This window comes from Candidatus Binataceae bacterium (assembly GCA_035650475.1).
Taxonomy (GTDB): domain Bacteria; phylum Desulfobacterota; class Binatia; order Binatales; family Binataceae; genus JAKAVN01.
Window position 1 is genome coordinate 93,487 of the sequence record DASRHP010000005.1, and the last position, 24,796, is coordinate 118,282.

Annotated in this window: 24 protein-coding genes; 7 read left to right on the forward strand and 17 right to left on the reverse strand. The window is 63.3% G+C overall.

Annotation, left to right across the window (positions count from 1 at the left end):
- Positions 1-11: 11 nt before the first annotated feature.
- The 7 genes from VFB33_02490 to VFB33_02520 all read right to left on the reverse strand — a co-directional run bounded on the left by VFB33_02490 (position 12) and on the right by VFB33_02520 (position 7,178).
- Positions 12-1,427 carry a M20/M25/M40 family metallo-hydrolase gene (locus tag VFB33_02490; protein ID HZO80536.1) on the reverse strand — a complete coding sequence of 472 codons (1,416 nt, stop codon included), beginning with the start codon at positions 1,425-1,427 and terminating at the stop codon, positions 12-14.
- Between the two features lie 77 nt (positions 1,428-1,504).
- The gene (locus VFB33_02495) at positions 1,505-2,512 is read right to left on the reverse strand and encodes an LLM class flavin-dependent oxidoreductase (GenBank protein ID HZO80537.1); all 1,008 of its coding nucleotides are present in this window, start codon (positions 2,510-2,512) and stop codon (positions 1,505-1,507) included.
- Positions 2,513-2,525: 13 nt separating this feature from the next.
- Positions 2,526-3,518 carry an amidohydrolase family protein gene (locus VFB33_02500; protein HZO80538.1) on the reverse strand — a complete coding sequence of 331 codons (993 nt, stop codon included), beginning with the start codon at positions 3,516-3,518 and terminating at the stop codon, positions 2,526-2,528.
- 45 nt (positions 3,519-3,563) lie between these two features.
- Positions 3,564-4,049, reverse strand: a complete 486-nt coding sequence (locus VFB33_02505; GenBank protein ID HZO80539.1) for an aromatic-ring-hydroxylating dioxygenase subunit beta — start codon at positions 4,047-4,049, stop codon at positions 3,564-3,566.
- A 5-nt stretch (positions 4,050-4,054) separates the two neighbouring features.
- Complete coding sequence (locus VFB33_02510) at positions 4,055-5,110, reverse strand: SRPBCC family protein (protein ID HZO80540.1); 1,056 nt, start codon at positions 5,108-5,110, stop codon at positions 4,055-4,057.
- 26 nt (positions 5,111-5,136) lie between these two features.
- A complete protein-coding gene (locus tag VFB33_02515; GenBank protein ID HZO80541.1) occupies positions 5,137-6,075 on the reverse strand; it encodes an amidohydrolase family protein in 939 nt (312 codons plus the stop codon).
- A gap of 71 nt (positions 6,076-6,146) precedes the next feature.
- Entirely contained in the window at positions 6,147-7,178 is a 1,032-nt protein-coding gene (locus VFB33_02520) for a hypothetical protein (protein ID HZO80542.1), read from the reverse strand.
- Between the two features lie 271 nt (positions 7,179-7,449).
- Between VFB33_02520 and VFB33_02525 the strand changes: the two genes are divergently transcribed.
- The 6 genes from VFB33_02525 (at position 7,450) to VFB33_02550 (ending at position 13,542) form a co-directional block, all read left to right on the forward strand.
- Positions 7,450-7,764 carry a carboxymuconolactone decarboxylase family protein gene (locus VFB33_02525; protein ID HZO80543.1) on the forward strand — a complete coding sequence of 105 codons (315 nt, stop codon included), beginning with the start codon at positions 7,450-7,452 and terminating at the stop codon, positions 7,762-7,764.
- Between the two features lie 13 nt (positions 7,765-7,777).
- Entirely contained in the window at positions 7,778-8,740 is a 963-nt protein-coding gene (locus VFB33_02530) for an NAD(P)-dependent oxidoreductase (GenBank protein ID HZO80544.1), read from the forward strand.
- A 153-nt stretch (positions 8,741-8,893) separates the two neighbouring features.
- A complete protein-coding gene (locus VFB33_02535) occupies positions 8,894-9,349 on the forward strand; it encodes a DOMON-like domain-containing protein (GenBank protein ID HZO80545.1) in 456 nt (151 codons plus the stop codon).
- Between the two features lie 811 nt (positions 9,350-10,160).
- Positions 10,161-11,447, forward strand: coding sequence for a glycosyltransferase family 2 protein (locus VFB33_02540; GenBank protein ID HZO80546.1), 1,287 nt, complete (start codon positions 10,161-10,163; stop codon positions 11,445-11,447).
- Positions 11,432-12,325, forward strand: a complete 894-nt coding sequence (locus VFB33_02545) for a DUF4922 domain-containing protein (protein ID HZO80547.1) — start codon at positions 11,432-11,434, stop codon at positions 12,323-12,325. Before VFB33_02540 ends, VFB33_02545 begins: the two co-directional genes overlap by 16 nt.
- Complete coding sequence (locus tag VFB33_02550; protein ID HZO80548.1) at positions 12,322-13,542, forward strand: SpoIID/LytB domain-containing protein; 1,221 nt, start codon at positions 12,322-12,324, stop codon at positions 13,540-13,542. The genes VFB33_02545 and VFB33_02550 overlap by 4 nt, the downstream gene beginning before the upstream one ends.
- 132 nt (positions 13,543-13,674) lie before the next feature.
- On the opposite strand, the gene VFB33_02555 is transcribed toward VFB33_02550, so the two are convergent.
- From VFB33_02555 to VFB33_02600, 10 genes are all read right to left on the reverse strand, one after another.
- Positions 13,675-14,751: an efflux RND transporter periplasmic adaptor subunit gene (locus VFB33_02555; protein HZO80549.1), complete on the reverse strand. Its 1,077-nt coding sequence runs from the start codon at positions 14,749-14,751 to the stop codon at positions 13,675-13,677.
- Positions 14,748-17,903 (reverse strand): efflux RND transporter permease subunit, encoded by a 3,156-nt coding sequence (locus VFB33_02560; protein ID HZO80550.1) that lies wholly within the window; start codon positions 17,901-17,903, stop codon positions 14,748-14,750. The genes VFB33_02555 and VFB33_02560 overlap by 4 nt, the downstream gene beginning before the upstream one ends.
- Before the next feature lie 2 nt (positions 17,904-17,905).
- Positions 17,906-19,324, reverse strand: coding sequence for a TolC family protein (locus VFB33_02565; protein HZO80551.1), 1,419 nt, complete (start codon positions 19,322-19,324; stop codon positions 17,906-17,908).
- Complete coding sequence (locus tag VFB33_02570) at positions 19,324-20,295, reverse strand: chromate resistance protein ChrB domain-containing protein (GenBank protein ID HZO80552.1); 972 nt, start codon at positions 20,293-20,295, stop codon at positions 19,324-19,326. Before VFB33_02570 ends, VFB33_02565 begins: the two co-directional genes overlap by 1 nt.
- A gap of 143 nt (positions 20,296-20,438) precedes the next feature.
- Positions 20,439-21,485, reverse strand: coding sequence for a DMT family transporter (locus VFB33_02575; protein HZO80553.1), 1,047 nt, complete (start codon positions 21,483-21,485; stop codon positions 20,439-20,441).
- A gap of 755 nt (positions 21,486-22,240) precedes the next feature.
- Positions 22,241-22,669, reverse strand: coding sequence for a hypothetical protein (locus tag VFB33_02580; GenBank protein ID HZO80554.1), 429 nt, complete (start codon positions 22,667-22,669; stop codon positions 22,241-22,243).
- Positions 22,666-23,022, reverse strand: a complete 357-nt coding sequence (locus tag VFB33_02585; protein ID HZO80555.1) for a hypothetical protein — start codon at positions 23,020-23,022, stop codon at positions 22,666-22,668. The genes VFB33_02580 and VFB33_02585 overlap by 4 nt, the downstream gene beginning before the upstream one ends.
- Positions 23,019-23,456 carry a MerR family DNA-binding protein gene (locus VFB33_02590; GenBank protein ID HZO80556.1) on the reverse strand — a complete coding sequence of 146 codons (438 nt, stop codon included), beginning with the start codon at positions 23,454-23,456 and terminating at the stop codon, positions 23,019-23,021. Before VFB33_02590 ends, VFB33_02585 begins: the two co-directional genes overlap by 4 nt.
- A gap of 7 nt (positions 23,457-23,463) precedes the next feature.
- Positions 23,464-23,733, reverse strand: a complete 270-nt coding sequence (locus VFB33_02595) for a thioredoxin family protein (protein HZO80557.1) — start codon at positions 23,731-23,733, stop codon at positions 23,464-23,466.
- A gap of 52 nt (positions 23,734-23,785) precedes the next feature.
- Positions 23,786-24,433: a VirB8/TrbF family protein gene (locus VFB33_02600; GenBank protein ID HZO80558.1), complete on the reverse strand. Its 648-nt coding sequence runs from the start codon at positions 24,431-24,433 to the stop codon at positions 23,786-23,788.
- 117 nt (positions 24,434-24,550) lie between these two features.
- On the opposite strand from VFB33_02600, the gene VFB33_02605 reads away from it, so the two are divergent.
- A partial coding sequence (locus VFB33_02605; GenBank protein HZO80559.1) for a helix-turn-helix domain-containing protein occupies positions 24,551-24,796 on the forward strand: 246 nt, incomplete at its 3' end.

Consider the following 24,796-nt stretch of genomic DNA (forward strand, 5'->3'; position numbering starts at 1 on the left):
GCTTTCGAGGATCATCCACCGCGACGCCGGAAATGATCCGCGATCACCTTGGCCACGCAGCAGGTCACGCGCTTGGCGGTCGGAATATGCAGAAACTCGTTGGGACCGTGAGCGTTGGAATGCGGGCCGAGCACGCCGGTAACCAGGAATTGCGCGTCGGGAAAGCGCTCGCCGAGCATGTTGGTGAACGGAATGGTTCCGCCTTCGCCCATGAAGGCGGGCGGCGCGCCGAAGTACGCGCGCGACGCCTCTTCCATCGAGCGCCCTAGCCACGGTGCAAGCGCCGGCGCGTCCCATCCGTTGGCCGCCCAGTTGGGTACAAAGCTCACCCGCGCGCCGTGAGGCGGGTCATGTTCGAGCAGCGTCTTGAGGCGCTGCGCGGCGACCTCGGCGTCGCATGTCGGTGGCAATCGCAGCGAAAGCTTCAGCGCCGTCATCGGACGCATCACGTTGCCGGCGCTCGCCAGCGGCGGCAGGCCGTCGGCGCCGATAACCGCGAGCGCCGGCCGCCAGGTGCGGTTGAGAATCAACTCGGCCGGGTCGGAACTCAGCGGGCGGGCGCCGGCGACGAACGGAAACCGTTCATACCACGAACTGCCCAGCGCGGCTGCCGCCGCTTGCGCCTGCTCGCGCCGCGCAGCTGGGATCTCGGCGTGAAACTCGCGCTGGGTCACCGCGCCGGTCGTCTCGTCCTCGATTCGGCTTAGGAGCTGGCGCACGATGCGGAAGCTGTCGGGCACGACACCGCCGGCGTCGCCCGAATGCACACCTTCGCTGAGCACCTCGACCGTGAGCGTACCGCCGGCGAGCCCGCGCAAGGAGGTCGTACACCACAACTGGTCGTAGCTGGCGCAACCCGAATCCAGTGCGATCACGAGGCTGGGGCTCCCGATGCGGCCGGCGAGATGGTCGATATAGTGGGGCAGATCGTAGCTGCCGCTTTCCTCGCAGGACTCGATCAGGATCGCGCAGCGCGCGTGCGCGACGCTTTGCGCGCGCAAAGCGCCAAGCGCGGCGAGCGCGGCGAACATCGCATAGCCGTCGTCGGACGCGCCGCGCCCGTAAAGCCGCTCACCGCGCACGACCGGTTCCCATGGCCCCAGCCCCTCACCCCACCCGGTCATCTCGGGCTGCTTGTCCATATGACCGTATAGCAGGATGCAATCGGCCGAACTGCCGGGGACGTCGATGAAGAGCACCGGCGTGCGCCCCTCAAGCCGCACGATCTCGACCGTCGCGCCGGCCGGCGCATGACGCCGCGCCCAATCGGCGAAACGTGCCGCCGCCCGCTCCATGTGCCCGTGCGCTTGCCATTCGGGGTCGAAGGCCGGCGATTTGTTGGGAATACGGATGTACTCGGTGAGCTCACCCAGGATCGATCGATCCCACAACTGTTCGACGTGAGTGCGAAGCGCGGTCGTATCCATACGGAGAAGCCTACGCAGATGCGCGTGGGCGGGCAAAGCATCCGGCACGCCGCCTGCGCGCCGCCATCCGAGCGCGCCTAGCGAAAGGCCGGAATCACGTCGCGGCCGCAGGCGGCGATGAAGGCCGCGCCCGGCAGGTTGGGCTGAAGGATGATATGGCGGGGCGCAAACGACAGCCGCGCCAGCACTCGCTCCAGCTGATCGCGCACCTCCGCGCCGCTGCCCATCAGGCAGAAGCGCCGCGCGATCTCGACCGGAATTTCCGCGACCATCCGCGCCGCCAGCGCCATGTCGCTGGCGTGATGGAAGTCCGGCCACAGGCTCTTGAAGATTTCCTCAAGCGGCGCGCATGGCCATTTCAGTCCGAGGCGGTCCCACAGCCCGCGATTGACTTCGTAATAGCCCGCCGCCATCACGCGACCGCGCGCCGCGGCCAGCGCTGTGTCGTCGGTGAGCACGGTATGGAAATGCAGCGCGACGAACAGCGACGCCGGATCATGGCCCGCCTCGCGCGCGCCCGCGCAAAACTCGGCGTGGGCCCACTCGATCAGTTCGGGGTCGGTGCCGACGCGCATCACCACGCCGTCGGCCCTGCGGCCCGCCATCCGCAGCATCTTCGGCCCGCCTCCCGCAACGATCACCGGCACCGCGCGCGGCTGGTCTAGCCGCGACGGCCGGCTCCAACCCAGCTCGACGGCCGCGCCGGCGAGCAGGGTTCGCACGATTGTGACCGCACGCTCCATCCCGGCCAGCCGCGCGGGCCGCAGCCCGACCTGAAGCACGGCCGTGTCACCCGCGCCGACACCGAGCATCACGCGTCCGGGCGCGTAGCGATCGACGGCGGCGATGCTCGCGGCGAGGACGCTCGGATGCCGCGTCACCGGATTGACTATCAGCGTGCCGACATGAGCGCGCTCCGTATTTTGCGCGGCGGTCAGGAGATTGACGAAAACATCACCGGCGTGGAGCTGGCTGTCGGGAAACCACAGATGGTCGAATCCGGCAGCCTCGGTTTCTTTGCACGACTGAATCAGCCGGTGCGGGTCGAGGAAGTGGAAGCGGTTGGTGCCGAAGCTCAGTTGCATTTTTCGGTTTTCCCTATTTTGCCGGGAGAGACAGCAGGCGGCGGGCATTGCCGCTCAGAATCTTTTCTTCGTCGGAGGGCTCCAGCCCGAGCGCCTTGACCTCGGCGATCGGATGAGCGATGCCGGCGGGCAGCGGATAGTCAGTGCCGATCACGAAGCGCTCGGCGCCGCAAGCGTTCACGAGATGCGCGAGCATCGCGCGATTATGCGCGATAATGTCGAAGCTGAACTGCCTCGCATAGGTGGAAGGCGGCCGCGGTATCGCCTTTCGGCACTCGGGCACGAGCCGAAAGCCCATGTCGAGGCGACCGAGGACCGCGTGCAGCGCGCCGCCGGCATGATACAGCACCACGCGCAGAGCCGGATGCCGTTCCAGCACGCCGCCGTAGATCAGCAACGCCGCCGCCAGGCCGGTGTCATAGAGATTGCCGACCAGATTCCCCAGAAAATAGCGAGCGAGCGCGCCCTGCGGGGCGGCCTCGAACGGATGAATGCATACGGCCATCCCGAGCGCTTCCGCTGCCGCCCAGAACGGCTCGAACTCGGGCTCGTCGAGCTGACGCGCTCCAACCCTGGGCGGGATCTCGACTCCGCGCATCCCGATTCGCGCCGCGCGTTCCAGCTCCTTGACCGCGGCCGGCGAATTCTGCAACGGAACCGACGCAAGCGGAACGAAATGTTCCGGACTGCGCTTGCCGATCGCAGCTAGCGCATCGTTGTTAACCTGTGCGATCGCCGCTCCCAGATCCGGCGCGACCTCCGGGTACATCAGGAACGGTACGCACGAGACGGCCTGCGTCGTGATCCCCTCGCGCTCCATGTCGGCCAGGCGCGCCGGGGCGTCGGAGAGGGGACCGTCGATCGGCCGCAGCGCGGATTCCCGGATCAGGAAGAAGCGACGGCCGTCGCGCTCGACGATCCGCGTCGCGTAGCGCTCGCCCTCGCGCGCGAGGAACGCGATCACCTCCGGCGCTATCATGTGGTTGTGCATATCGATGGCGTGCATCGCGGCTTCTCCCTTGCGGCGCGCGGGCGCCGCGCGGCGATCGCGCTACAGGATGAAGCTGACCTTTCCGTGGGGGCGCAGCGCTTCGAGATCGAGGATCGCTTTGCGCTCTCGGATCTTGAGCCGCTCGCCTTGGCGCACGAGCTTGTACTCGTAGCGGCCGATATAGGTGTCGACCAGCTCGTAGCGCATCCGGTAAACCACAAAGTTCGCGGTTACTCTGATACTATCGGCGCCGTTTTCGACGATCCGGACGTTGCTCACTATCCGGCGCGTGCGCGAATGCGGCTGCTCGGCCCACGCAGACTTGCCCAGCAACTGCCGCACCCGCGAGCGAATTCGTACCATATCATCGGCTAGGATGAATAGTGTGTTGGTGGGATCGCCGCCGCGAAGGTCGGTCGGCGGAATGAGGTAGGTAGCGTCCTCGGTCAACAGCTCGAGCCATTCCTCCAGCCGCCACTCGTCGAGCAGCGCGGCCTCCGCGTAAAGGAACTCCTCGACCTCCTGGCGGGTGGCTTGGGTTCCCATCGCGCTCAGGCGGCGCGCCGCGCGCGGCGCGTCTGCGGAGCGGTTATCAGCTCGTTCCAGCGCCTCCAGAACACTCGGATCTGAAGTTCGTCGGACACCGACGGACGCTCGCGCTCCATCCCTCGCGAGATGTCCGACCATCCGACCTCACGGTTGACAAAACCGCGTTGGCAGGTCTCCAGCATCTCCACGTCGTCGGGCGTGGCGAATCCGCCTGGTCCGAGAAAGGTCAGGAAGTTGTCCAGCCGCAGCGCGGCGTCGTCGGGGTGCTCGTAGGCGGGCGCCAGCGACCACGCGTTGACCTCCATGTAGTCGGGCTTGACCGGGAAAAAGGTGCGGATGGTGATCGCCATGATGTCGTTGACGACCAAATTGGGAAAGATGACAAGATTGCGGCTCGTTTCGCACATTCGCGCCGCGCGTTCCGTCCCAAATCGGCCTTCGAGGCGACTGCGCGTCTGTTCAATCCGCGCCTTTGCTAGCTCGCCGAAGGCAGGGACCCAGTGCGCGATCGGCCGTCCCCACGGGCTTTCGTATTCGATGACCGCATGGCCGTTGCCGAGATCTGCGGCACGCTGGCGCCGCCGTGCCAGGCCGCCCTTGAGATCGACCCCGGTTTCTTCAAGGAAACGCATGTAGCGCTGATGGGTCGGCAGCCCGTGGTAGCCGTCGAAACTGTTCTCGACCAGCAATTTCCAGTTGGCGCGGATGCTGTATGCCTGCGCGCCGTCGGCCACCTTCATTCCCGACTCCGACTGATCGCACACAAGGTCAAGATACTCTCTAGCTCCGGCAAGATAGTCAGTCAGCCCGGGAGTTGAACGATCGAAGTTGATAAAGATGAATCCACGATAACTGCCCACCCGCGCCGGCTGCGCCAGTCCCATTTCCTTGCGGTCGAAGGCCGCGCTGTAGGAATCCTCCCCCGGTATTCCGATCAGGTCGCCGTGCGTACTGAACGTCCATGCGTGATAGGGGCACTGAAAGCTGCGCGCATTGCCCCACGGCTGGCGGCACACCATCGCTCCGCGATGAGTGCAGGTGTTCAGGAGCACGCGCACGGCGCCGTCCTCGCCGCGGACGAGGATCACTGGAAGGTAAGATAAATGTTCTGATGAAAATACTCACTCGGCAGTTTTGAAAGCGGTTCGGTCCTGATGTGATGGCGATGGTGCTTGTATGCGTAATCCATCCGGTAGGTGAAATGCGGCGCCCAGCCGGCGTCGGCCTCGGCGCAGATCAGCTTGAGCCGCGGGTGGCGTTCGAACACCCCGCCGAGGACGAACATCGCGAGCAAATCCTGGTTGCCGCGCACCAGGTTCATCCAGCCGTTGAGCCTGGTGTTGACGCCGCGATTGCCGTCCGCGTAGGGGCTGTCGGTCGGCTCGTTGGGATCCCTGCGGCCGGCAAGATGATGGAAGGTCAGCGGCAGGTCGAGGTCCACGCAGGCGTCCCAGAAAGGATCGTAAAGCTTGCTGTCGTAGTCCTCCTCGGCCGGCCATCCGGGCAGCATGATCCCGCGCAGGCCGAGTTCCTTTATCCGGCGGGCCTCGGCGATCGAGTCGTCCACCGTCCGCAGCGACACCTGGCCGACGCCGATGAGGCGCTCGGGGTGGGTCGCGCAGAACTCCGCCAGCCACAGATTGTAGGCATCCATGCACGCCTTGCGATAGTCGAAGTCGAGATGCTTGCACAGCAGCATGCCGACGCTGGGGTAGAGGATTTCGGCCGCGATGCCGTCGCGCTCCTGGGCGGCGATGCGCTCCTCGGGATCCCATCCGCCGGGCTGCAGCCAGCCGCGGTTGCGCGCTTCGATCGCAGGCAGTTCGGCAGGATCGACTCCCGCCGCCGACAGCAGAGTGACCGAGATGGGCCGGTTGATGCCGTCGATCAGATAGACGTCGCCGCGCCGCGCGTCGTGCGCCATTCGCGGCGAGCGATCCTTGAAGCGGCGATCGATACGCGACGGATAAGCGTCGGGCGGCTCGGTGACGTGCGAATCGGCCGAGAGAATCGGCTTTAGCATCGCTCAGCACCTCCTGCCGACTCATTCCAGCCGGCGCACGGCGGGCGCCGCGCGCCGCAGCGGTTAACAGTTCACGCCACCATGAAGCATTTCGACGAATTGAAGATCCAGGTCGCGACGAAATCGATCTCGGCCGGGCGCCGGTTCAACTGGGCAAGCGCGCCCACCAGGCACATCCAGTTGAGGACCTCGTGCTGACCACTGTCTTCGATCGCTTCAAGGCTGCGGCTTCTCCACACATCGTAATCGCCGGTGCGCAGAGCGTCGTAGAGCATCCGATCCGCCGCGATGTCGGGATAAAGGAAATGATTCTTGGCGGTGAGAAAGGCGTGCGACCAGCTCGACGACGCCATCAGCACGACGCGCCACGGGCTCGCCGAAAGGATCTTCGCCGTTGCCGCGCCGAGGTCAAAAAGCCGCCGCGGCGAGGGCGAGGGCGGATCAAGATCTGCCTCGCTCGGCGGATGATCGAACACGGGCAGGCCACCGCGCTGGGCCACCACGCGCCTGCCGTAGCAGTTGATCGCGAACGGCACCAAAGGGTGGGAAAATCCTGTGCGGTCGTAGTCAAGGTAGAAAATGGCGTTGGCGAAGGCGTGGCCTAACGAGTGATGAAGCGGCTTGTAGGCGTACGCGGTGTCAAACCCCGCCTCGAGCAGTCCGGCGGCGAGGCGCTTGGCAGCCACTGGATAACCCGGTACGCAGAATTTCTTGTCTGCCGGCTCGTTCCACACGTTCTGTCCGCGCGGGGCGAACTCGATTGTGTCGTAGGCGTACACGCAGTAAGGCGGTATCACATCTTCGCGGAAATTCTCGTACTGGTCGTCACCCCAGATCAGGATGAAGTCGGGTTTGAAGTCGTCGATCCGCGCGCGCAGCTTGCGGAACCACGGGAGCATCGCCTCGCGATGGCGGCGCGCGGCACGCGCGCCCCCGTCGTCGTCCCACTCCTCGCGCATCGCGGCCGGCCAGTTCTCCACCCGGCGCTTGTCTTCGGGCAGCGCAGGGTTGCGCAGCATCTGCTTGAGGATTGTCGCCATCGCCTCGTCGCGACCGGCCAGCGGCGGGTAGTGAGTGAGACCGACAGCGAGAATTTCGCCCATGTTCCCAATCCTCCGTGGCGGAGAATTTCGGGGCCGCCTGCGCCCGCATCCCCGGACGCCTCGCCTTCGTCTTTATACCAGAAGCGCGCGCATATGGGTTGCCCGCGGCGGGGCGCTTTTGGGGCGTCGGCGGCAGCTCTCTCCGCGTCGTCGGCAACGTTGCACCCGGGGCCCGGCTTGTGCCGCGGATAGCGTGGCGGTAGAAGTGTCGCGATCAGGCGTCCTCTCTTGAAGATTTGTCGGCGACGCCCCCGCAACGGAGGAAAACATCATGGCTGAAGCATCGTCCCCCCGGGAGAAAGTCCGCAACGTAGTTCCCAAGCTCATCGAGCTTACCGAAAATGTCCTCTTCGGCGACGTGTGGGAGCGCCCGGCGCTCTCCAAGCGCGACCGCAGCCTCATCACCATCGCGGCGCTGGTTTCGCTATACCGTCCCGAGCAGCTCCGCATTCATATCGGCCGCGGACTCGACAACGGCCTGACCAAGGACGAGATATCGGAGGTGATTACTCACCTGGCATTCTACTCAGGGTGGCCGACCGCTATGACCGCTGCGTTCGTCGCAAAGGAAGTCTTCGAGAAATAGCAACTCCGTCACGATGCACGGGAACGACGAAGAGCGCCACATGCAGATCGGTTTCATCGGGCTTGGCACGATGGGCGCCAGGATGGCTGCCAATCTCCAGAAGGCCGGCTACCGCCTGATGGTCAATGACCTGCGCCGCGACGCCGCCGGCACCGTTCTCGAGGCCGGCGCGCGATGGGCCGATACGCCGCGGCGGGTGGCCGAGGCCTGCAACGTCGTATTCACTTCGCTGCCGCTGCCGGCCGACGTTGAGGCGGTTGCGCTCGGCACGGACGGCATCCTGGCCGGCGCTGTGCGCGGCAGCGCCTACTTCGATCTGTCGACGAACTCTCCCGGCCTGGTGCAGCGGATCCATGCGGCGTTCGCCGCGCGCGGCGCGCACATGCTCGATGCGCCGGTAAGCGGCGGACCGAGCGGCGCCGCAACCGGGAGGCTAGCAATCTGGGTGGGCGGCGAACAGAGTATTTTCGACCATCATCGCTCAGTGCTCGACGCGATCGGAGACCGCGCGCGCTATGTCGGCCCAATCGGATCCGCCACCGTCGCCAAGCTGGTCCATAACTGCGCGGGCTACATGCTCAATCGCGCACTGTCGGAAGTTTTCACGATGGGCGTTAAGGCCGGCGTCGAGCCGCTGACGCTGTGGGAAGCCGTGCGGCAAGGCGCACTGGGCAGGACGCGCACGTTTGATTCACTGCGGCGGCATTTTCTGCCCGCGAACTACGACCCGCCGGACTTCGCGCTGCGCCTGGCACATAAGGACGTCTCGCTGGCCACCGCGCTCGGGCGCGAACTGAACGTGCCGATGCCGATGGCAAATCTGGCGTGGGACGAATTGACCGAGGCCCTCAATCGCGGATGGGGCGAGCGCGACTCGCGCGCCGCGATGCTGCTTCAGCAGGAACGCGCAGGGGTCAGGATCGCGGTGGATCGCGAGCGAATCATCGAGGTACTCAAGCGCGACAGCGACAGGTGATGAACTGCGACAGGCGTCTCCTGATCGCAATTCGTGTCGCCATCGATCATGGCCGTTGAAGATTGGATCGGGCTCAAGTGCCACCCTTCCGCGCAGCCCGGAGCTGTGCGCGCCGTCGGGGCGCGCGCGCGCCGATTGGCCGCCGAGCTCCAAATGACGTTTCGTCTGGACGGCGATCTCGCTCGCATTCGGCTGCCCTCACCGGTCGCGCCGCGGATCGGCATGGAGCTGTGGCGGCGCACCTGTTTCGAAGCCTTCGTCGCGGCCGCCGGAGAATCGGCTTATCACGAGTTCAACTTTGCGCCGTCTTGCGAGTGGGCCGCCTACGCCTACCGCAACTATCGCGACCGATCTTCGATATCGAACGCTACATCCCAACCGTACATTACCATCCGCTCCGCTCCAGGCAGCTTTGAGCTCGACGCGGTCGTTCGCCTCGATTTCCTCCGGCTCACACACCCGCACGCCTTCCTTCGGGTCGGCCTCTCGGCAGTGATCGAAACCACCGATGGCATCTCCTACTGGGCGCTTCGCCACTGGGGCGAACGGCCGGATTTCCATGACCCTCGCGGGTTCGCGTTGCTGCTTGAGCCGCCGGCTCCCGAATGATAGCTCTCGATCGCTGCGAAGCTCGCCTTACTTCGATGAAGCCTGCACGACCGCGAGCTCCTGACCGGCGCCGGGTGGAGCAGCTCTTGTTGCAAGCCGGGCCTTATCGCGGCATCGAAGATCGAATCGACGCTCTCTCCCGGCGCTTGCTCGGGCGGGCGTACAAGTCAGATCCTCTGATCGGATCCGCTGACACCCCCGAGGTGTTCACCGCATCCCTCGACGCTTTCGATTGCGTCACGTACCTCGAGACGGTCCTGGCGCTCGCGCGCTCCGCGACACCAGCCGATTTTGTCAAATGGCTGCGCAGGATCCGCTATGAGCAGGGCCGTATAGAATGGAAGCGGCGCAACCACTATATGACGTTCTGGATTCGCAACAATCAACGGCAGGGTATACTACGCACGCTTTCAATGCCCGCCGTTCGTACAGTAGAAACGGCGCGCACTCTCAATATTCTTTCGGACCTTCCTGCCCGGCGGATCCGCCTAAGGTCTCTGCCTAAGCACGCGCTTCGCCGTCCCCCGTGCCCTCTGCATACCGGCGACCTTATCTTCTTCGTCTCCACACGCAAACATCTTGACGTCTTTCATGCGGGTATCGTCGTGCGACAGGGCGGGCGACTTATGATGCGTCACGCGTCGCGCAGCCGTGGCCGTGTCGTTGAACAACCGTTGGGCGAATTCCTTAGGGAGAACCGGATGGCCGGCGTTATCGTGGCACGCCCACTGGGCGCGGTTCGCGCGCCGCGGCGACAGTCGCGATCAACCCGTGCGCAAACAGCCAAGCCAGTCGCGGGCCGGAGCCGAACGTGACAATCGTCTACCCCAAGGACTACACATCCGCGACCATCCAACAGCTCCTCGACCACGCCGATTCCGACGTCCTCTTCATCGGCGACCCGCGCGTGACTGTTGACCCGGCCCCGCGCATGTTCGATCGCGCGATACAGGTGCTGCGCGAGACCGGGGCCGGCTGGGTCTACGCCGACGCGTTCGGCCATCCGCACATCGACTATCAAAAGGGAAGCATCCGCGACACTTTCGACTTCGGTCCGTTAGTCGCCATTTCAGTTGAGGCGGCCCGGCATGCCGGGCTCGACGGCTGCTGGAAATGGGGAGGACTCTACGACCTGCGCCTGAGGATCTCGGAAACGTCCCCTGTCGTGCACATACCCGAGCCGTTGTACGCGACGTCGCTCGCGGATACATCCGCCGCGGCTCAGAAGCAATTCGACTATGTGGATCCGCGCAATCGCGACTACCAGATCGAAATGGAGCGGATTGCGACCGCACATCTAAAGCGGATCGGCGCATGGCTACCGCCCGCTTTTCAGGCGGTTCCCGCCGCGCGCGAAAGCTTTCCGGTGACAGCCAGTGTCGTCATACCGGTCCGCAATCGCGAGCGTACCATTCGAGATGCCATCAACAGTGTGCTCAGCCAGCGGACCGATTTCGAATTCAACGTGATAGTTGTCGATAATCACTCGACCGATCGAACGACCGAGATCCTGCGCAGCCTCCGCGACTCGCGGCTCAAGCACATCATTCCGAAGCGGCGCGGCCTTGGTATCGGCGGATGCTGGAACGAGGCAATCTATTCAGAGCACTGCGGCAAATACGCCATCCAGCTCGATTCCGACGACCTGTACGCGACCGATGGCGCGCTCAGCCGGATCGTCGCAGAACTGGAAGCAGGCCCCTACGCGATGGTAGTGGGCTCCTACACGGTGGTCGATTTTTCACTCAAAGAGCTGCCGCCCGGCCTGGTGGATCACCGCGAATGGACCCGCGAAAACGGCAGAAACAATGCATTGCGTATAAACGGCCTCGGCGCGCCGCGCGCATTTGATACCTCGATTGTGCGCCGCATCGGCTTCCCCGACGTCAGCTATGGAGAGGACTACGCGGTAGCGCTACGCATCTGCCGCGATTACGAGGTCGGCCGCGTTTATGAGTCCCTTTATCTCTGCCGCCGCTGGGAAGGCAATAGCGACAGCGCGCTCCCGCGGGAGATCGCGAATCGATACGATCTCTACAAGGACTGGCTGCGCAGCATCGAAATTCAAGCCCGCACGCGGGAATGGTCAATCAGATAGAGAAGCTGTTTGAGCGCCAGGCGCGGACCTGGCCGCTGCTCGCAGAGGCCCTGAAGGGTCTCGCGCGCGCCGAGACGCGACGGCTTCGGATCGGCCGGTTCGACGTCTTCGTCCGCCACATTCCCCATCGCGTGGGCAGCACTACCGCGCCGGTCGATCCGGTGTCGGTGGCAAAGCGCCGCTGTTTCCTGTGCGATGAGAACCTTCCTCCGGAGGAAGAGGGTGTGCGATTCGACGAGAACTTCACGATCTACTGCAATCCGTTTCCGATCGTGGATCGTCATTTGACGATCTCGCACGCGGAGCATCGCGCGCAGCGTATCGCGGACAGTCTCGGGGCTATGCTGGACCTTGCCGCCGCCCTCGCCGGCTATTTCGTCATCTACAACGGGCCCGAATGCGGAGCTTCCGCGCCGGACCATATGCACTTCCAGGCGGGCGCGCGGACACTGTTTCCAATCGAGAAGGATACCGCCGGCATGCGCGGCCCGACCGTGCCGCATTACGTGAGGAATGTACTTCTGCTTCGCGGTTCAGAGCGCTCCGCGCTGATCGATCGGATGAATCATGCCATCGAACTACTTGCACAAGCGACCGGCAGACGGACCGAACCGCTCCTCAACCTGGCGGTCTTTCGTGAAGGCGGAGAATGGGTTGCGTATCTGTTTCCGCGACGGAAACATCGGCCGCAAGTTTTCTATACAGGCGAACTGACGGTGAGCCCCGCGTCGATCGATTTGTGCGGAATATTCGTAGTCCCGCTGGCGGACGATTTCAGGCGAATCACCGGCGATGCCATCGCTTCGGTTTTCCGCGAAATAACCTTGCCCGACCCCGAATTTCGGGAAGTTGCGGCGCGGCTGGAGGGCGAGCGATGAGGGTTTCTGTCGGGCTGGTCGAAAAGCGGCCGGCCGTCGAAGTGGAATTGCTCGGCACTTTCACCGATCATTCCGCCAGGACGTACGGACCGGGACGCCATCGGTTCACTTCTCAGGTCACTCTCACACCGTCCGATCCGTCAGCCTGCGCCTTCATGCTTGATGACGTCACGATCGGAATCGGATTTCATTGGGAACGCAAGGAGCGGCAAGCATTTCGGGGGGCTCTGCGCCTGGTCAAGCGAGAGGGCGGCCTGACGGTAATCAACGATGTGGATCTGGAGGAGTATGTAACGAGCGTGATCTCCTCCGAGATGAGCGCGTCCTGCCCGCTCGAACTGCTTAAGGCGCATGCGGTGATTTCACGCAGCTGGCTATGGTTTCCAAAGTCAAGCCCGCAGCGCGTTCACGAACCGCACACTTCCTCTTCCGATTCACATGAAATCGTTCGCTGGTCCGGCCGCGAGGCGCATGCCGACTTTGACGTCTGCGCCGACGATCACTGCCAACGCTACCAGGGTATCACGAAGGCGTTCTCCGCCGCCGCGGCCGACGCGGCCCGCGCGACCGCCCGCCAGTTTCTTCGTTATGATGGCGCTATCTGCGATGCGCGATTTTCCAAATGCTGTGGCGGAATCACCGAGCGCTATGCGACCGCCTGGGAAGAGAAAGATATTCCCTATCTCGAATCAGTTCGTGATGGCCCGGCGCCACCGTACGATTGCGATCCCCAAAAATGGATACGCTCCAGCCCGCCCGCTTACTGTAATACCAGCGATTCGGAACTGCTGGCGCGTGTGTTGCCCGGATTCGATCAGGAAACCCGCGACTTCTATCGCTGGCACGTCACGTACACGCCCGAGCAACTCGGCGATCTGGTCGCGGCGAAGCTTGGGGTTAACCTCGGCCCCATTCGCGATATAGAGGCGCTCGCGCGCGGGCCGTCAGGCCGAATATATCGGCTGAAGCTCGTCGGCGAGCGCGATTACGTAATCATCGGCAAGGAGCTGGAGATTCGCAGGGCTTTATCGCGCACCCATCTTTACAGCTCCGCCTTCGTCGTTGACAAACAGGCGGGCGGCTTCTTGCTGAGCGGCGCCGGCTGGGGCCATGGCGTCGGCCTGTGCCAGCTCGGCGCCGCCGTGATGGCCAACCAGGGCAGGAGCTACACTGAAATCCTGCGGCACTACTACCGCGGGACCACTGTCAGCGTCTGACCGCTGGGCTCCGTCCCTGTCTCCTAACTGGCAGCAAGATCAGCTGACTCCAGGACTGCGAGCCCGAGGGGGAGCGGTAGATCCTCATCTCTCAAATGACGCGATACGCGGGTCGCGGCCGGTGTCTACGAATCATCCGGGATTTTTCGTCGCGTTTCTCTCGCGACAAATCACGTGTGCGCCGTCGACGAGCTCCTCTGACCCGTGCATGATCACCCGGTCGCCGGCATTGAGAGACCCGAACACTTCGACCCACTCGCCGCTGGCTTTACCGCGTTGGACAGAAATTCTCTTCACCCGCCCCGCTTCAACGACTTCCACGAAAACGCCGTCGGCGGTTTCGACCACGGCCGAAGCAGGAACCAGCACCGATGCCGTTTGGCGCCGAATCGGCCACAGGACTTGCGCGAACATTCCAGGATCGAGCAGGTGATCGTTGTTATAGACATCAGCCTCCACAGCCATCGTGCGCGTGCTCGGGTCAACCCAGTGTGACACCCTGCTGATGGTCCCCGAGAATTCGCGACCCGGATACGCCCTGACATGGAATGTCACCTTGGCGCGCGCGCTAACCGCGCCGGCGTCCGCTTCGGGCACTGGGACCGTCAGCCGAAGATGCGCGATCTGCTCAATGCGCAGCATCGGAACAGCGCTGGCGAGCGGCTCTGCCGGCGGGCCCACCAGCGCGCCGGGATGTACGTTGCGTTCGGTGATAATACCATCGAAAGGTGCCGTGATTACCAAATAGTCCGCCAGCGACTTCAAGGAACGGACCCGCTCCCGGTCCCCCGCCACAATCTGTTGCGATATTTCGATTTCATTTTCGGATACGGCCCCTTTGGTATTGGAGGCGTCGAGCAGCCGTCCGTAGGTCGATCGGTCGCTGCGCAGAGCCGCCTCTGCCTCTGCCGTTTGAGCAATCAACTCGGGTGCGGAGAGCTTTACGAGCAGCTGTCCCCGATGAACGATCGAGCCGCGATCGACCGGGATTTCTGCAACAAAGCCGCGCACCTTTGGATAGATCGCGACGACCTCCCAGGGAACGAGCTCGGCGGGAAGCTCTTCGGTCACGGAGATTCTCCGCGAAACCGCGACCACGACCTCCACCGCTCGTGGAGCACTTGCTGCGTCGGACGGACGAACGCCCGGAGCGGCGGAATGGTCGCAAGCGGCGAGAAGCATCATCAACAGTGCAAGCCAACGCTTCATGATTCACGGCCGTCGTAGTTGACGCTTTCCGGATCGTCGGGATCGAGTGAATCAGATTTTGCAGGTCCTTTCCCGGAGAGCAGGGCAAACACCGCAGGCAAAATAAAGAGGGTTGAAAACGACGAGGCACCGAGGCCGCCGATCACTGCGAGCCCGAGAGGGGAAGTTTGCGTGCCGCTTGCGCCAAGTCCCGATGCCACCGGAATCATGCCCGCGATCATGGCGAGCGTAGTCATAAGAATCGGGCGCAGGCGTCCGTGGGCCGCGGCGGCTATCGCGAGAGCCGCGGCGTCTCCGTCGCGCCGGCGCTGGCGTGCAAACGTCACGAGCAAGAGTGCGTTAGCCACCGCAATGCCGATGGCCATTATCGCGCCGATAAAAGACTCAATGTTGAGGGTTGAGCCGGTAAGGAACAGAGTCAGAACGACGCCGACGAGCACGCCGGGGATCGTCGAGACCACAACCAGCGAATCGCGGAGCGATTCGAAGGTCGCAGCCAGCAGCAGCAGAATAACAACTATCGTGAGCAATAGACCCTCGCGCAGGCTCGCCAGCGTGGACAGCATCTGCTCTATCTGGCCGCGCGTAGCGACCGTAACGCCGCGTGGAGGGGCTCCAACGTTCGCGACCGCTCGCTCGATCGCGGTGGCGGCACGGCCCAGGTCGCCGCCTTCAACATTAGCCACCACACTGAGAGTACGCTGATTATTGATGTGGTCGATCTGACCAAAGCTCCTCCCAGGAGCCAGCGATGCCACATCGTCGATCAGGGGCCGCGGAGCGCCGTCGGTCATCACAGGCAGGTGGCGCAGTGTGTCAGCGGACGCCATCAGGTGTTGCGGCACAAAGACCCCAACGCGATACGGGACACCGCTTTTCGGATCGATCCAGAAGCTCGGGCTGATGAGCAGGCTCGAGGATGTCGCGTCGGCCACCGATGCGGCCACCTGATCGACATTGACGCCGAGTTGTCCGGCTCGGACTCGATCGATCTCAACGTCGACGGTCGGATAGTCCAGCGCTTCCGCCAGTTGAACGTCTCGCAACGAAGGAATCTGTCTGAGCGCGGTTTCTATCTTCGCAGTGAAGCCGCGGACTTCCGCGATATTGTTCCCGGACACCGTAATCCTTACGGGGGTCGGGGAACCGAGGTTGAGGATCTGAGATACTATGTCCGCCGATTCGAACGAGAACCTCACATCGGGCAGGCGCCGGGCAAGCCTGCTCCGTAATCTTTCCTCAAGCGCAGGTATGGAGAGCGCAGCGTCCTTATCCAAGGCCACAAGCAGAACGGCCTCTTGCGGTCCTCCGTTCCATAAGAAAATAAGATTGATGGGGTATTCCCAAGGGGCATTGCCGACCGTAGCGAGTGTGATAAGCACGGATTGGTCGCCCGCCTCCTGACGAATGATGCGGTCGACCTGGCGCACGATATCCTCTGTCCGCTCCAATCGGGTGCCGGCGGGTGCCCGGATCCGAATCTGGAACTGGCCGGTTTGCGCGACGGGAAACAGCTGCGTCCCAAGGTTTTCACCGATCACAAGCAGGGCGAGCAGCGATATCGCAGCATAGGTCCCGACGGCAAGTCGCGGGCTGGCGACAAAGCGCCGCACGAGCTCGGAATAGCGATCCTGCCAACGGGCAAAGACAGTTTCTTCGTCTCGCTCTTCCCAACCGGTTTTCGCAAGCAACCAGACGGTCAGCACCGGCAACAGGGTGGCAGTCAACAGATAGGAGGCAATCATCGAAAACCCCACCGCCAGCGCGAGCGGAGGGAACAGGGCACGGCCGATGCCTACCATGAAAAACGAGGGAATGAAGACGGCCAGGACGCACAGCATCGCCAGAAAGCGCGGTTCAATAACTTCCGCCATCGCATCGATAACGGCTCGCGCAGGCTTTTTCTTGAGTGCCAGGTGTGCGTGGACGTTCTCGATCGCAACCGTGGCTTCATCGACCAGAACCCCGACCGCCAGCGCAAGCCCTCCGAGGGTCATGATGTTGATGGATTCGCCCGCAAGCCGGAGCGCCACCACGGCTGCAAGAATCGAAAACGGTATGGTCAGGATGACGATGACCCCGGAGCGCCAATCACGCAGGAAGACCAAAACCATCAGGCCCGTAAGCAAGGCCCCGAGGATACCCTCCAACATCAGGTCAGTGATCGCGCTCTTAACGTAGATCGACTGGTCGAACTCAAATCCGATGTGAATGTCAGGCGGTATAAGCGCACGCATCTTCGGCAGAGCGCCCTTTACGGCGTTCACAACATCAAGCGTCGAGGCGCCAGCGCGCATGATTACCGGCATGTAAACTGTGCGCCTGCCGTTCACCAGCGCGCTTTGATAGACAACGTCCGCGCCATCAACCACGCGCCCAACATCGCGAATGAACACCGTTGGCCCGGCGCCGGTGCGCAGCGGCACGTTTTGTAGTTCTCGAGGATCTCTGACTACCGCATTAACGGAAACGATCGCCGCGTAATCTCCGACCCGTACATTGCCGGAAGGAAGCGTGCGGTTGGCCTTGGCAAGCGCGGCCGCCACGTCGCGCGGCGACACGCGGTAGGCCTGCATACGGTTGGGGTCGAGGTCGACCACTATCGTGCGCACCTTGCCGCCGAACGGCGGCGGCGCGGCAACCCCGGGAAGTGTCGCCAGGAGCGGGCGGACGCGATAAAGCGCAAGGTCTTGGATCGCGGACTGGCCGCGCGTCTCGCTGGAAAAAACCAGCTGCCCCACAGGGATCGAACCAGCATCGTAGCGCAGAATAAATGCGGGCAGTGTTCCGGCGGGCATGAAGGCGGTGGCCCGAAAGGTCAGCGCCACCACCTGCGACATCGACTGTGACATGTCGGTGCCCGGACGAAAGTACAGCTCGAGCATCGCGGCGCCCTGGATTGATTGCGATTCGATGCGTTCCAAACCGGCGACATAAAGGAAGTGATACTCGTAGTAGGTGACGAAGTAGCTCTCCATCTGGCTCGGGGTCATGCCTGCGTACGGCTGGACCACGTAGATCACGGGCACGCCGAGACTCGGAAAAATGTTGACCGGAGCCCTCCGGATCGCGAGCCAGGCCGCGAGGATGGTCGCGAACGCGAGGACCACGATTGTGATCGGGCGTCTAAGCGCCAACCTCACCAGCCACATCGCTAACGATTCTCCCTGGTCGCTTCATCGATGCTTTTAAGCAATGGCCCCATGTCGCCAACCGCGCGCGCCAACAACAACTTCGCGCGCCAGACCTCGACCCGGGCTACGGCATCGTCTGCCTCCGCCTGCGCGAGCAGTCGAAGAGACTCCGCCACCGGATCGACACCGTAGAGCCCCGCCCTGTATCTGGCCTCCGCCTGCTCCACCGCCGCATGGCTTGAGTCGAGTTCGATTTGCGTCTCTTTTGCGGTTCGAAAAGCGGCCTTCAGGATAGTGCGGGCCGAATCAACCTGGGTCTGAATCTGCTGAACGATCTCGCTGCGGTGGGCTGACGCTATTTTCTTTTCAGCCTTGGCCAGATCGGCCTGCGCGCGAATTGCCGGGTATTCGAGGATCGGTATGGTGATCACCACTCCGGCCGCCCAATTCGGTGTGTCGGGAACGACGCCCTGGGCGAAACCCAGGTTAGCGCCACCGGTGAACAATCCGTTAGCACGGCCAAACAGTGCCGCTGCTATCTCGATTCGGGGGATATATTCGAGGATTGCCGCGTGCTCGCGGTCGCGCGCGGCATGGACGGACTGTTCAGCGGATACGATTGACGGATTGTGAACCGAAATGGACACCGCGGACGCTTCCTCAGGCGGGAGTCGGGTAGCTAACCGGCCAGGCACGATCTGAACGGGTTCGCCCGCCGCTCCCAAGGCCTCTGCGAGCTGCTCTTCGCTGAGCCCCTTTTGCTCTTCGCTTTTGATCAGATTCCGCTCGGCGGCGGCCGTCTCAGCCGCGGCGCGTGCCGCATCGGCACCAGGGCGCAGACCGCTGCGAACCAGAGCATCCACTGTGTTCTGGAACACTTGTGCTCGCTTGAGCGCAGCATGTGCTGCTGCGAGTTGTCGGTCGGCCTGGACCGCCGCTGCAAATGCATCCGCCGCGCCAAATGCCACCGATAGCGCTTCTGCGTCGACACCAGCCTGCGCGCTGCGTCGGTCGGCCAAGGAAGCGTCGACCAGCGCCATCTTCTGCGTCAGATGGGCGATATCGTACGAGAGAGAAAGGCCCGCGGTGCTACCCCACATTCCGGAGTCGAATACGCGGTCTCGCGGCGGACCGGCGATCGGCGGGATCCCCTCCATGTTGAAGTGCGCGCCCGGCACGACGTTTCCGGTCGCACGGTTTTCCTGAAGGCCGACGTAGCCTGTGGGTATATATTCCGAGCGCGCTATGCCGAGTTTCGCCGCTGCCGCCTCTTCGAGCCCGATTTGGGTGCGCAGGCGGGGATGGTGCGCGAGCGCGTAGTTGACAGCTTCTTTGAGCGTGAGAGGTTGCTGAAGCTGATCGCCGGGCGTTTGCGCTCGAGCAACCGTCGTCCAGAAAAGCGCAGCCGCGAGAAGCACGCCTGGTAAGCGTTGCAACATTATCGGCTCCGTCTTGCAAACGATTCGTGGAGATCATCGAAGAGTGCGACGGCTCGCACGAGCCTGGTGTCGTCATCTTTGTGAGCAGTGCATATGCCGGTAATGAGCCGATCGATGCCTGCGACCTCGGGGCGCCCGAACTTTGTATCCTTCAAGTCAATATCGTGGACGATTTCGGCGATCGCTCGCAGCGGAGCCGTGCCCAGCCCCATTCGCTCGAGTAGAACCTCGAAGGTGCACCGGTCGCCCTGATGGGTGAACTCAGCTTCGAACATGTCGAAGCGGATCTCGTCCTTCTGTGGCCGATAACCTCGCGCAGCCACAAACCTGAACTCCGCCTTCGGGTCGATGAAGCGGCGAATCAGCCACGCCGACGCCATACGGTCCACGTGGATGCCCTTGCGGGTCACCCAAACGCGGCCTCGAAACTCCGCGGCGTTGGCGCGGGAAGCCGGCTGCTCCCGCGCGGCCCCGCCAAAGCGCGCCTCCAGTTCGGAAACTAGCCCCTCGGCAGGTTGGCGCCCGAGGGCATCGAAGAAATCGATCGCAACCACTTCGGAAAGTCGCCGACGTAAACGTTCAACCGCAGTTTGCAGGCTCGGTCCGTGATCGACATTGGATTTGCTGCGCGGCTGCAGCGCCCGCGCGAGCTCGCGCGCCTCCTCTGCGATCGCCGCGTAGTCCGCATCGCGTGCGGCTCTGAACAGCACCTCGACTTGATCGTTCGACAGGCCATCGATGAAATCGGCCTCGCATATCGAACCCTCAGCCCCACCTTCCGTGATCTCGCGCAGCGTCCATTGGAAATCCTCAAGCGCCTGATCGTTCTTCGGCAGGACATAGACCGAGTTTTTGATTGCGACGGCGCCTATCTTTTGCAGGCGACGCCAGACCTTGACCCGGAAGTAGTCCGGCTTGGGTGGGATCTGATGGATGAGCAGCAGCCAGCGCGGTTCGCCCCTCTCAGCCATAGGCTCAAGATCGGCGTTCGTCGATACAATTGCAAGCCCCCTGTGCATCAAGTGAATCACAGAGCCGAAGTAGCTTCTTTCCGACGCGTCGAGCGGCTGCTGGAGACGCCCACCAACGGCGTTGATGAAGACCTTCGATCAGTTCAGTGCCGGTGGCGGTGGTGCAGATCGGGGGTGTGAGAGTGAGCGTGGGTCAATGGTTCATGTACGTGTGCATGCGAATGTGGCTCGGCGACGACCTCGTCATGCTCATGCTGGTGATGGTCGTCGTGCACGTGGAGATGTTCGTGGAGCATTGCTTCGTGCGGGTGCAAATGGGCGTGCTTTTCGCGCACTAAAACCAGTACACCGGCAATCATCAGCACTGTCCCCGCGAGTTCAGATGGGTTGGGGAGCCCACGAAACACGACCAGCGAAAACAGAGCTCCAACGAAAGGAGCTGTCGCAAAGTATGCGGCTTCCCGGGCCGCACCGAGCATCCGAAGCGCTTTGACGTCCAGAGTTATGCTGAGGCCATAACAGAGGGCGCCCACGCAGCCGGCAAGCAACAAGGCCGTCAGTGCGGGTATTCTCGCGCCATCGTGCAAGAGGGCCAGCGCCAGCACGCACAGGCCGGCGGCGGAGGTCTTGATACGGGCGACCGCAACCGGATCGCGCAACGAAAGATGCCGCGTCAGATTATTATCGACGCCCCAACTTAGGCACGCTCCCGCGACCTCTACTGCACCTAGCCAACTGCCACCTAAGTAACCGGGCTCAAGACTGACCAGCATTCCGCCCAGCATGATCGCCGTGGCCGCAAGCTTCTCACGGGTACCGAGGTGTTCGCCTAAAAGGCCAACGGCTATCAGTGCCGTAAACGGGCCTTCGAGATTCAACAGAAGCGACCCGGTGAATGCCGAGATTCGTTGCAGACCATAGAGCATCAGCACCGGTCCGAGAATTCCGCCAAAGAAGATGATTCCGGCGATCGCGGGAATATCGTCCCGACCTATTGGCGTCTCGCGCGAAGCTGACCAACCGAGCAAGCGATAGGCCGAGAGAGCGATGGCGGCTCCCAGGTACAGGGAAGCAGACAACATTAAGGGCGAGAGATGTTTGAGCAGCAGTTTCGCTGCCGGAGTGCTTGCTCCAAAGAGCGCCGCCGCGCCCAACGCGTAGCGAACGCCAGCCTGCGCCTGCGTCTCCAAGACTTAGTGCCCCATCTGCCCTTGGGCTTGACAGATTAGGACAGTTTTCGAGCAATCCGAAAAACCCGACGGGATGGTGAAGCGCATGGCTGTGAAACTCTTTGAATTTGCCGGATTTTCTGGAGCGGCTCTTCGAGTTCTTGCAGCTCGATCTTCTGCGTGAGAGTGCCATCCGGCATCCGTCGTCGTTGCACCGCGGCGCGCCACCAGCACGCTCCGCGTACCCAAATTATCACAGCTTTGCTTGTTGGCGTTGAAGCACTCCCCAAGCTCCGCCACTGCGCTTCTTGCTGAACCAACACCCGCCGCCCGCCTTCTTCGCTTCGCCGCCGCTCTCAGTGGTGGCGTGTGCTCCGCTAGCACGCCGCGCCAGCCCTGACGGGACGCTTCGCTCTGGCACGTCCTGCCGCCCGCTCCGCCCACGCCTTGGGCGCGAAGGGATAACCGAAGTGGCGCCGTTCGGCAGCGCCGTGTACAGCCGCGAGGAGCTCATTGCGGAGCTTTCAGCCGCGTTTCTCTGCGCCGAAGCCGGGATCGCGAACGCCGTCATTTCGCAATCAGGCAGCTTACATTGCCGGCTGGCTTCAGCGCCTGCGCGACGATCGCAGATTGATCGTTCAGGCGGCGGGCCAAGCGCAAAAAGCGGCCGATTACATCCTGAATCGGACTCCCGCCGAGTAAACGCGCGCGGCGGCCGAGCCTTCCGTTCGGCCGCCGTCTGCTCCTCAGCCTTGGAAGCAGTTGTCGCCTGCGCATTACCGGCGTGACGCCGCGCGGCCGGTCGATTCTGCATCTGGATTCGGTACGCATTCGGAGCAGACGCTCGACGCCTCGCGGCCGCGGATCACGCTGAGCGCCGAGGCAAGAAGCAGCAGCGCGACGCCCGCGTAGGTCGCTGCGCTCAAATTCAACACGAACTTTCCAAGCACAATGGCTACGCTTGCAACCGACGCGAGCATAATCGGCATCAAGCCCTGCCATCGCGCCTGGATCGCAAGCCCCACGAGCGCGATTCCGAGCAGAGCTATCGTCAGCGGAAGCAGGTAGCGCGCCGAGGCGAGAAAACCGAGGCCCAGCGACGAAAGCAGCGCCGCGTAGCCGGGCCAGCAGAGCGGACATCCGAGCACCGGCAGCATCGACGCGATCGCCGCCGGAATCGCAAGAAAGCCGAGCCTGGTTTTCATCGCACTTTCTCCGAAGAATTCTGCGCCTCAGCGGAATCCCGCCGCGTTGGCGCTTCCCGCAGCGCCGCCAGGATCAACTCAACCGGCGGCACCGCCGCAAATTGCCCCGCATGCGGCTGATAGATGCGGCAGCAGGCGGCGTCCGCCGCCTCGCTCCCGCCGAGGTCGCGGCCATTTAACAGGAGAGTCGGCGAGCCGTAGGCGCGGACTCGCCCGGGCGCATCCGGCGACGACCGCTCCCATTCCACCCATCGCGGCGCAAGCCCCAAACGAAGCATCGCCTCGCGCAGGTTCTCGCGCGCCTGACCGGCCGCGGGACAGTCAGCGTCATAAATCAATTCCACCTGGATCATTGGAGTTCCTCCTTCCGGGCGCGCGCATCCGGCGCGGCAAGGCTCTCCAGGATCGGACATGGAGCGGTGGGGCGGCGCGCCTCGCACGCGCGGACAAGCCGGCCGAGGACGCGGCGGATGCGCTTAAGCGCCGCGATCTTCGCCTCCACGTCCGCCAGCTTGCGCGCCGCACGCCCGCGGACCTGCTCGCAGGAGCTGCGCTCATCGAGCCGAAGGCCGAGCAGCTCGCGGATCTCTTCGAGCGTGAAGCCGAGCGCCTGGGCGTGCCTGATGAAGCGCAGCCGATCCACCGCGTCGTCGGGAAAGACCCGATAGCCCGCCATCGTGCGCGCCGAGTGCGCGAGCAGCCGGCGCCGCTCGTAGTAGCGGATCGTCTCGCGATTGACGCCCGCGCGCTTGGCCAGCTCGCCGATCGTGAGCCGCGACGTAGCCACGATTAGTTCACGGAAGCGGCGTGCCGACACCCGCGGCCCTGAGCGTGGCTTCCGCGGGCCCTGCGCCGGTGCAGCATGCGCCAAGCCTGCCGTTGATTACGACCGCGGGGACAGTGCGAACGCCGAGGCTCTTCGCCCGCGCCGCGACCGCCGGATCGCGCATATCGAGCACCTCGACTTCGCACGAACTGCACGCGTTTCGCCTTACCATCGCGACCGTCTCGTCGCAGACAGCGCATCCCGCGCCGAACACCTCGACTCGTCGTTTGTCTGCCATAAAGAAACCCTCCTTACGCGCATGAGCCTACACCCTGTACGCAGGTACAAGGTCAAGAGGAGGCAACGTGGCGGACGGAGACTGCGGGCGTCGGGAAGTTCGACCGTCTAAGGGCCGGCGCTGCATTCGGAGGGAGAAAACTTTCGAAGTAGGACGTGCCTGCGTGGAACCCTCTGGTCAGCGGGCTCTCCTCGACCCAGTGGACCTCGTAGCTCTGTGGCGAAACTTGGAGGATCGAATTCATCCGCACCGCGATGGTCCGCTTCTTGGCGATCTCGAATGGGTTATGGGCGAAGTTGTCCGAATGGTAGTAGTCGTCGAGGAAGCGATCCGCCGCGCCCTGTGCATGAGCATGCAAGGACGCGAGTCGCTCCTGCTCGACTGCCGGATCGCTCGAGACGGAACGCGCGTCGCGAATAAAGGCCTCGATCTCCCAGCGCGTCATTCTGGCTGCGACAACCGGCATCGAAGCCGGCGTCAGCGGCTTCGGAATCGTGATCGCTTGTCCGAGTCGATCGGTTACGACGACATATGGGACATAGCGGCTGCGGAGCGCGAGCCAGACAATGCCGATCGCGAGCACGAGGCTGACGAGCAGCGAGCAGGCCGACGCGATCTGCCAGTTGCGCTTACCGAGAACGAGATCGGCATAGCGTTCGTCCCACTCTCGCCATCCCTGCACGTATGGATTCGCGGCCATCACTCTGCCTCGGATGCCATGTTCGTTCCGCGAACACGCGCTGTCAGCAATCATGTGAATCTCCCCTCTTAGTCATCATTTGAAAATCCCCTCTCCGAACCACCGGAGGACGGGAGCATGGAAGCGGAACAGGATCGGGTAGTTTCTCTGCCGGCAGAAGCAGGGCCGGCGGAGGAGCGGATGCTACGGGAGGACCTGGTGCGGGAGATGGTGGCGCGAAAGGAGCGCGGCGAAGGGGTGAAGCGGATTGCGCGCGAACTCGGAATCGATCGCAAGACGGTGAAGCGCTGGCTCATGCTCGGCGATTGGCAACCGCGGAGAGTCCGGCAACTGCCCCGTCCGATCGATCGCTTCGCCGAGTTC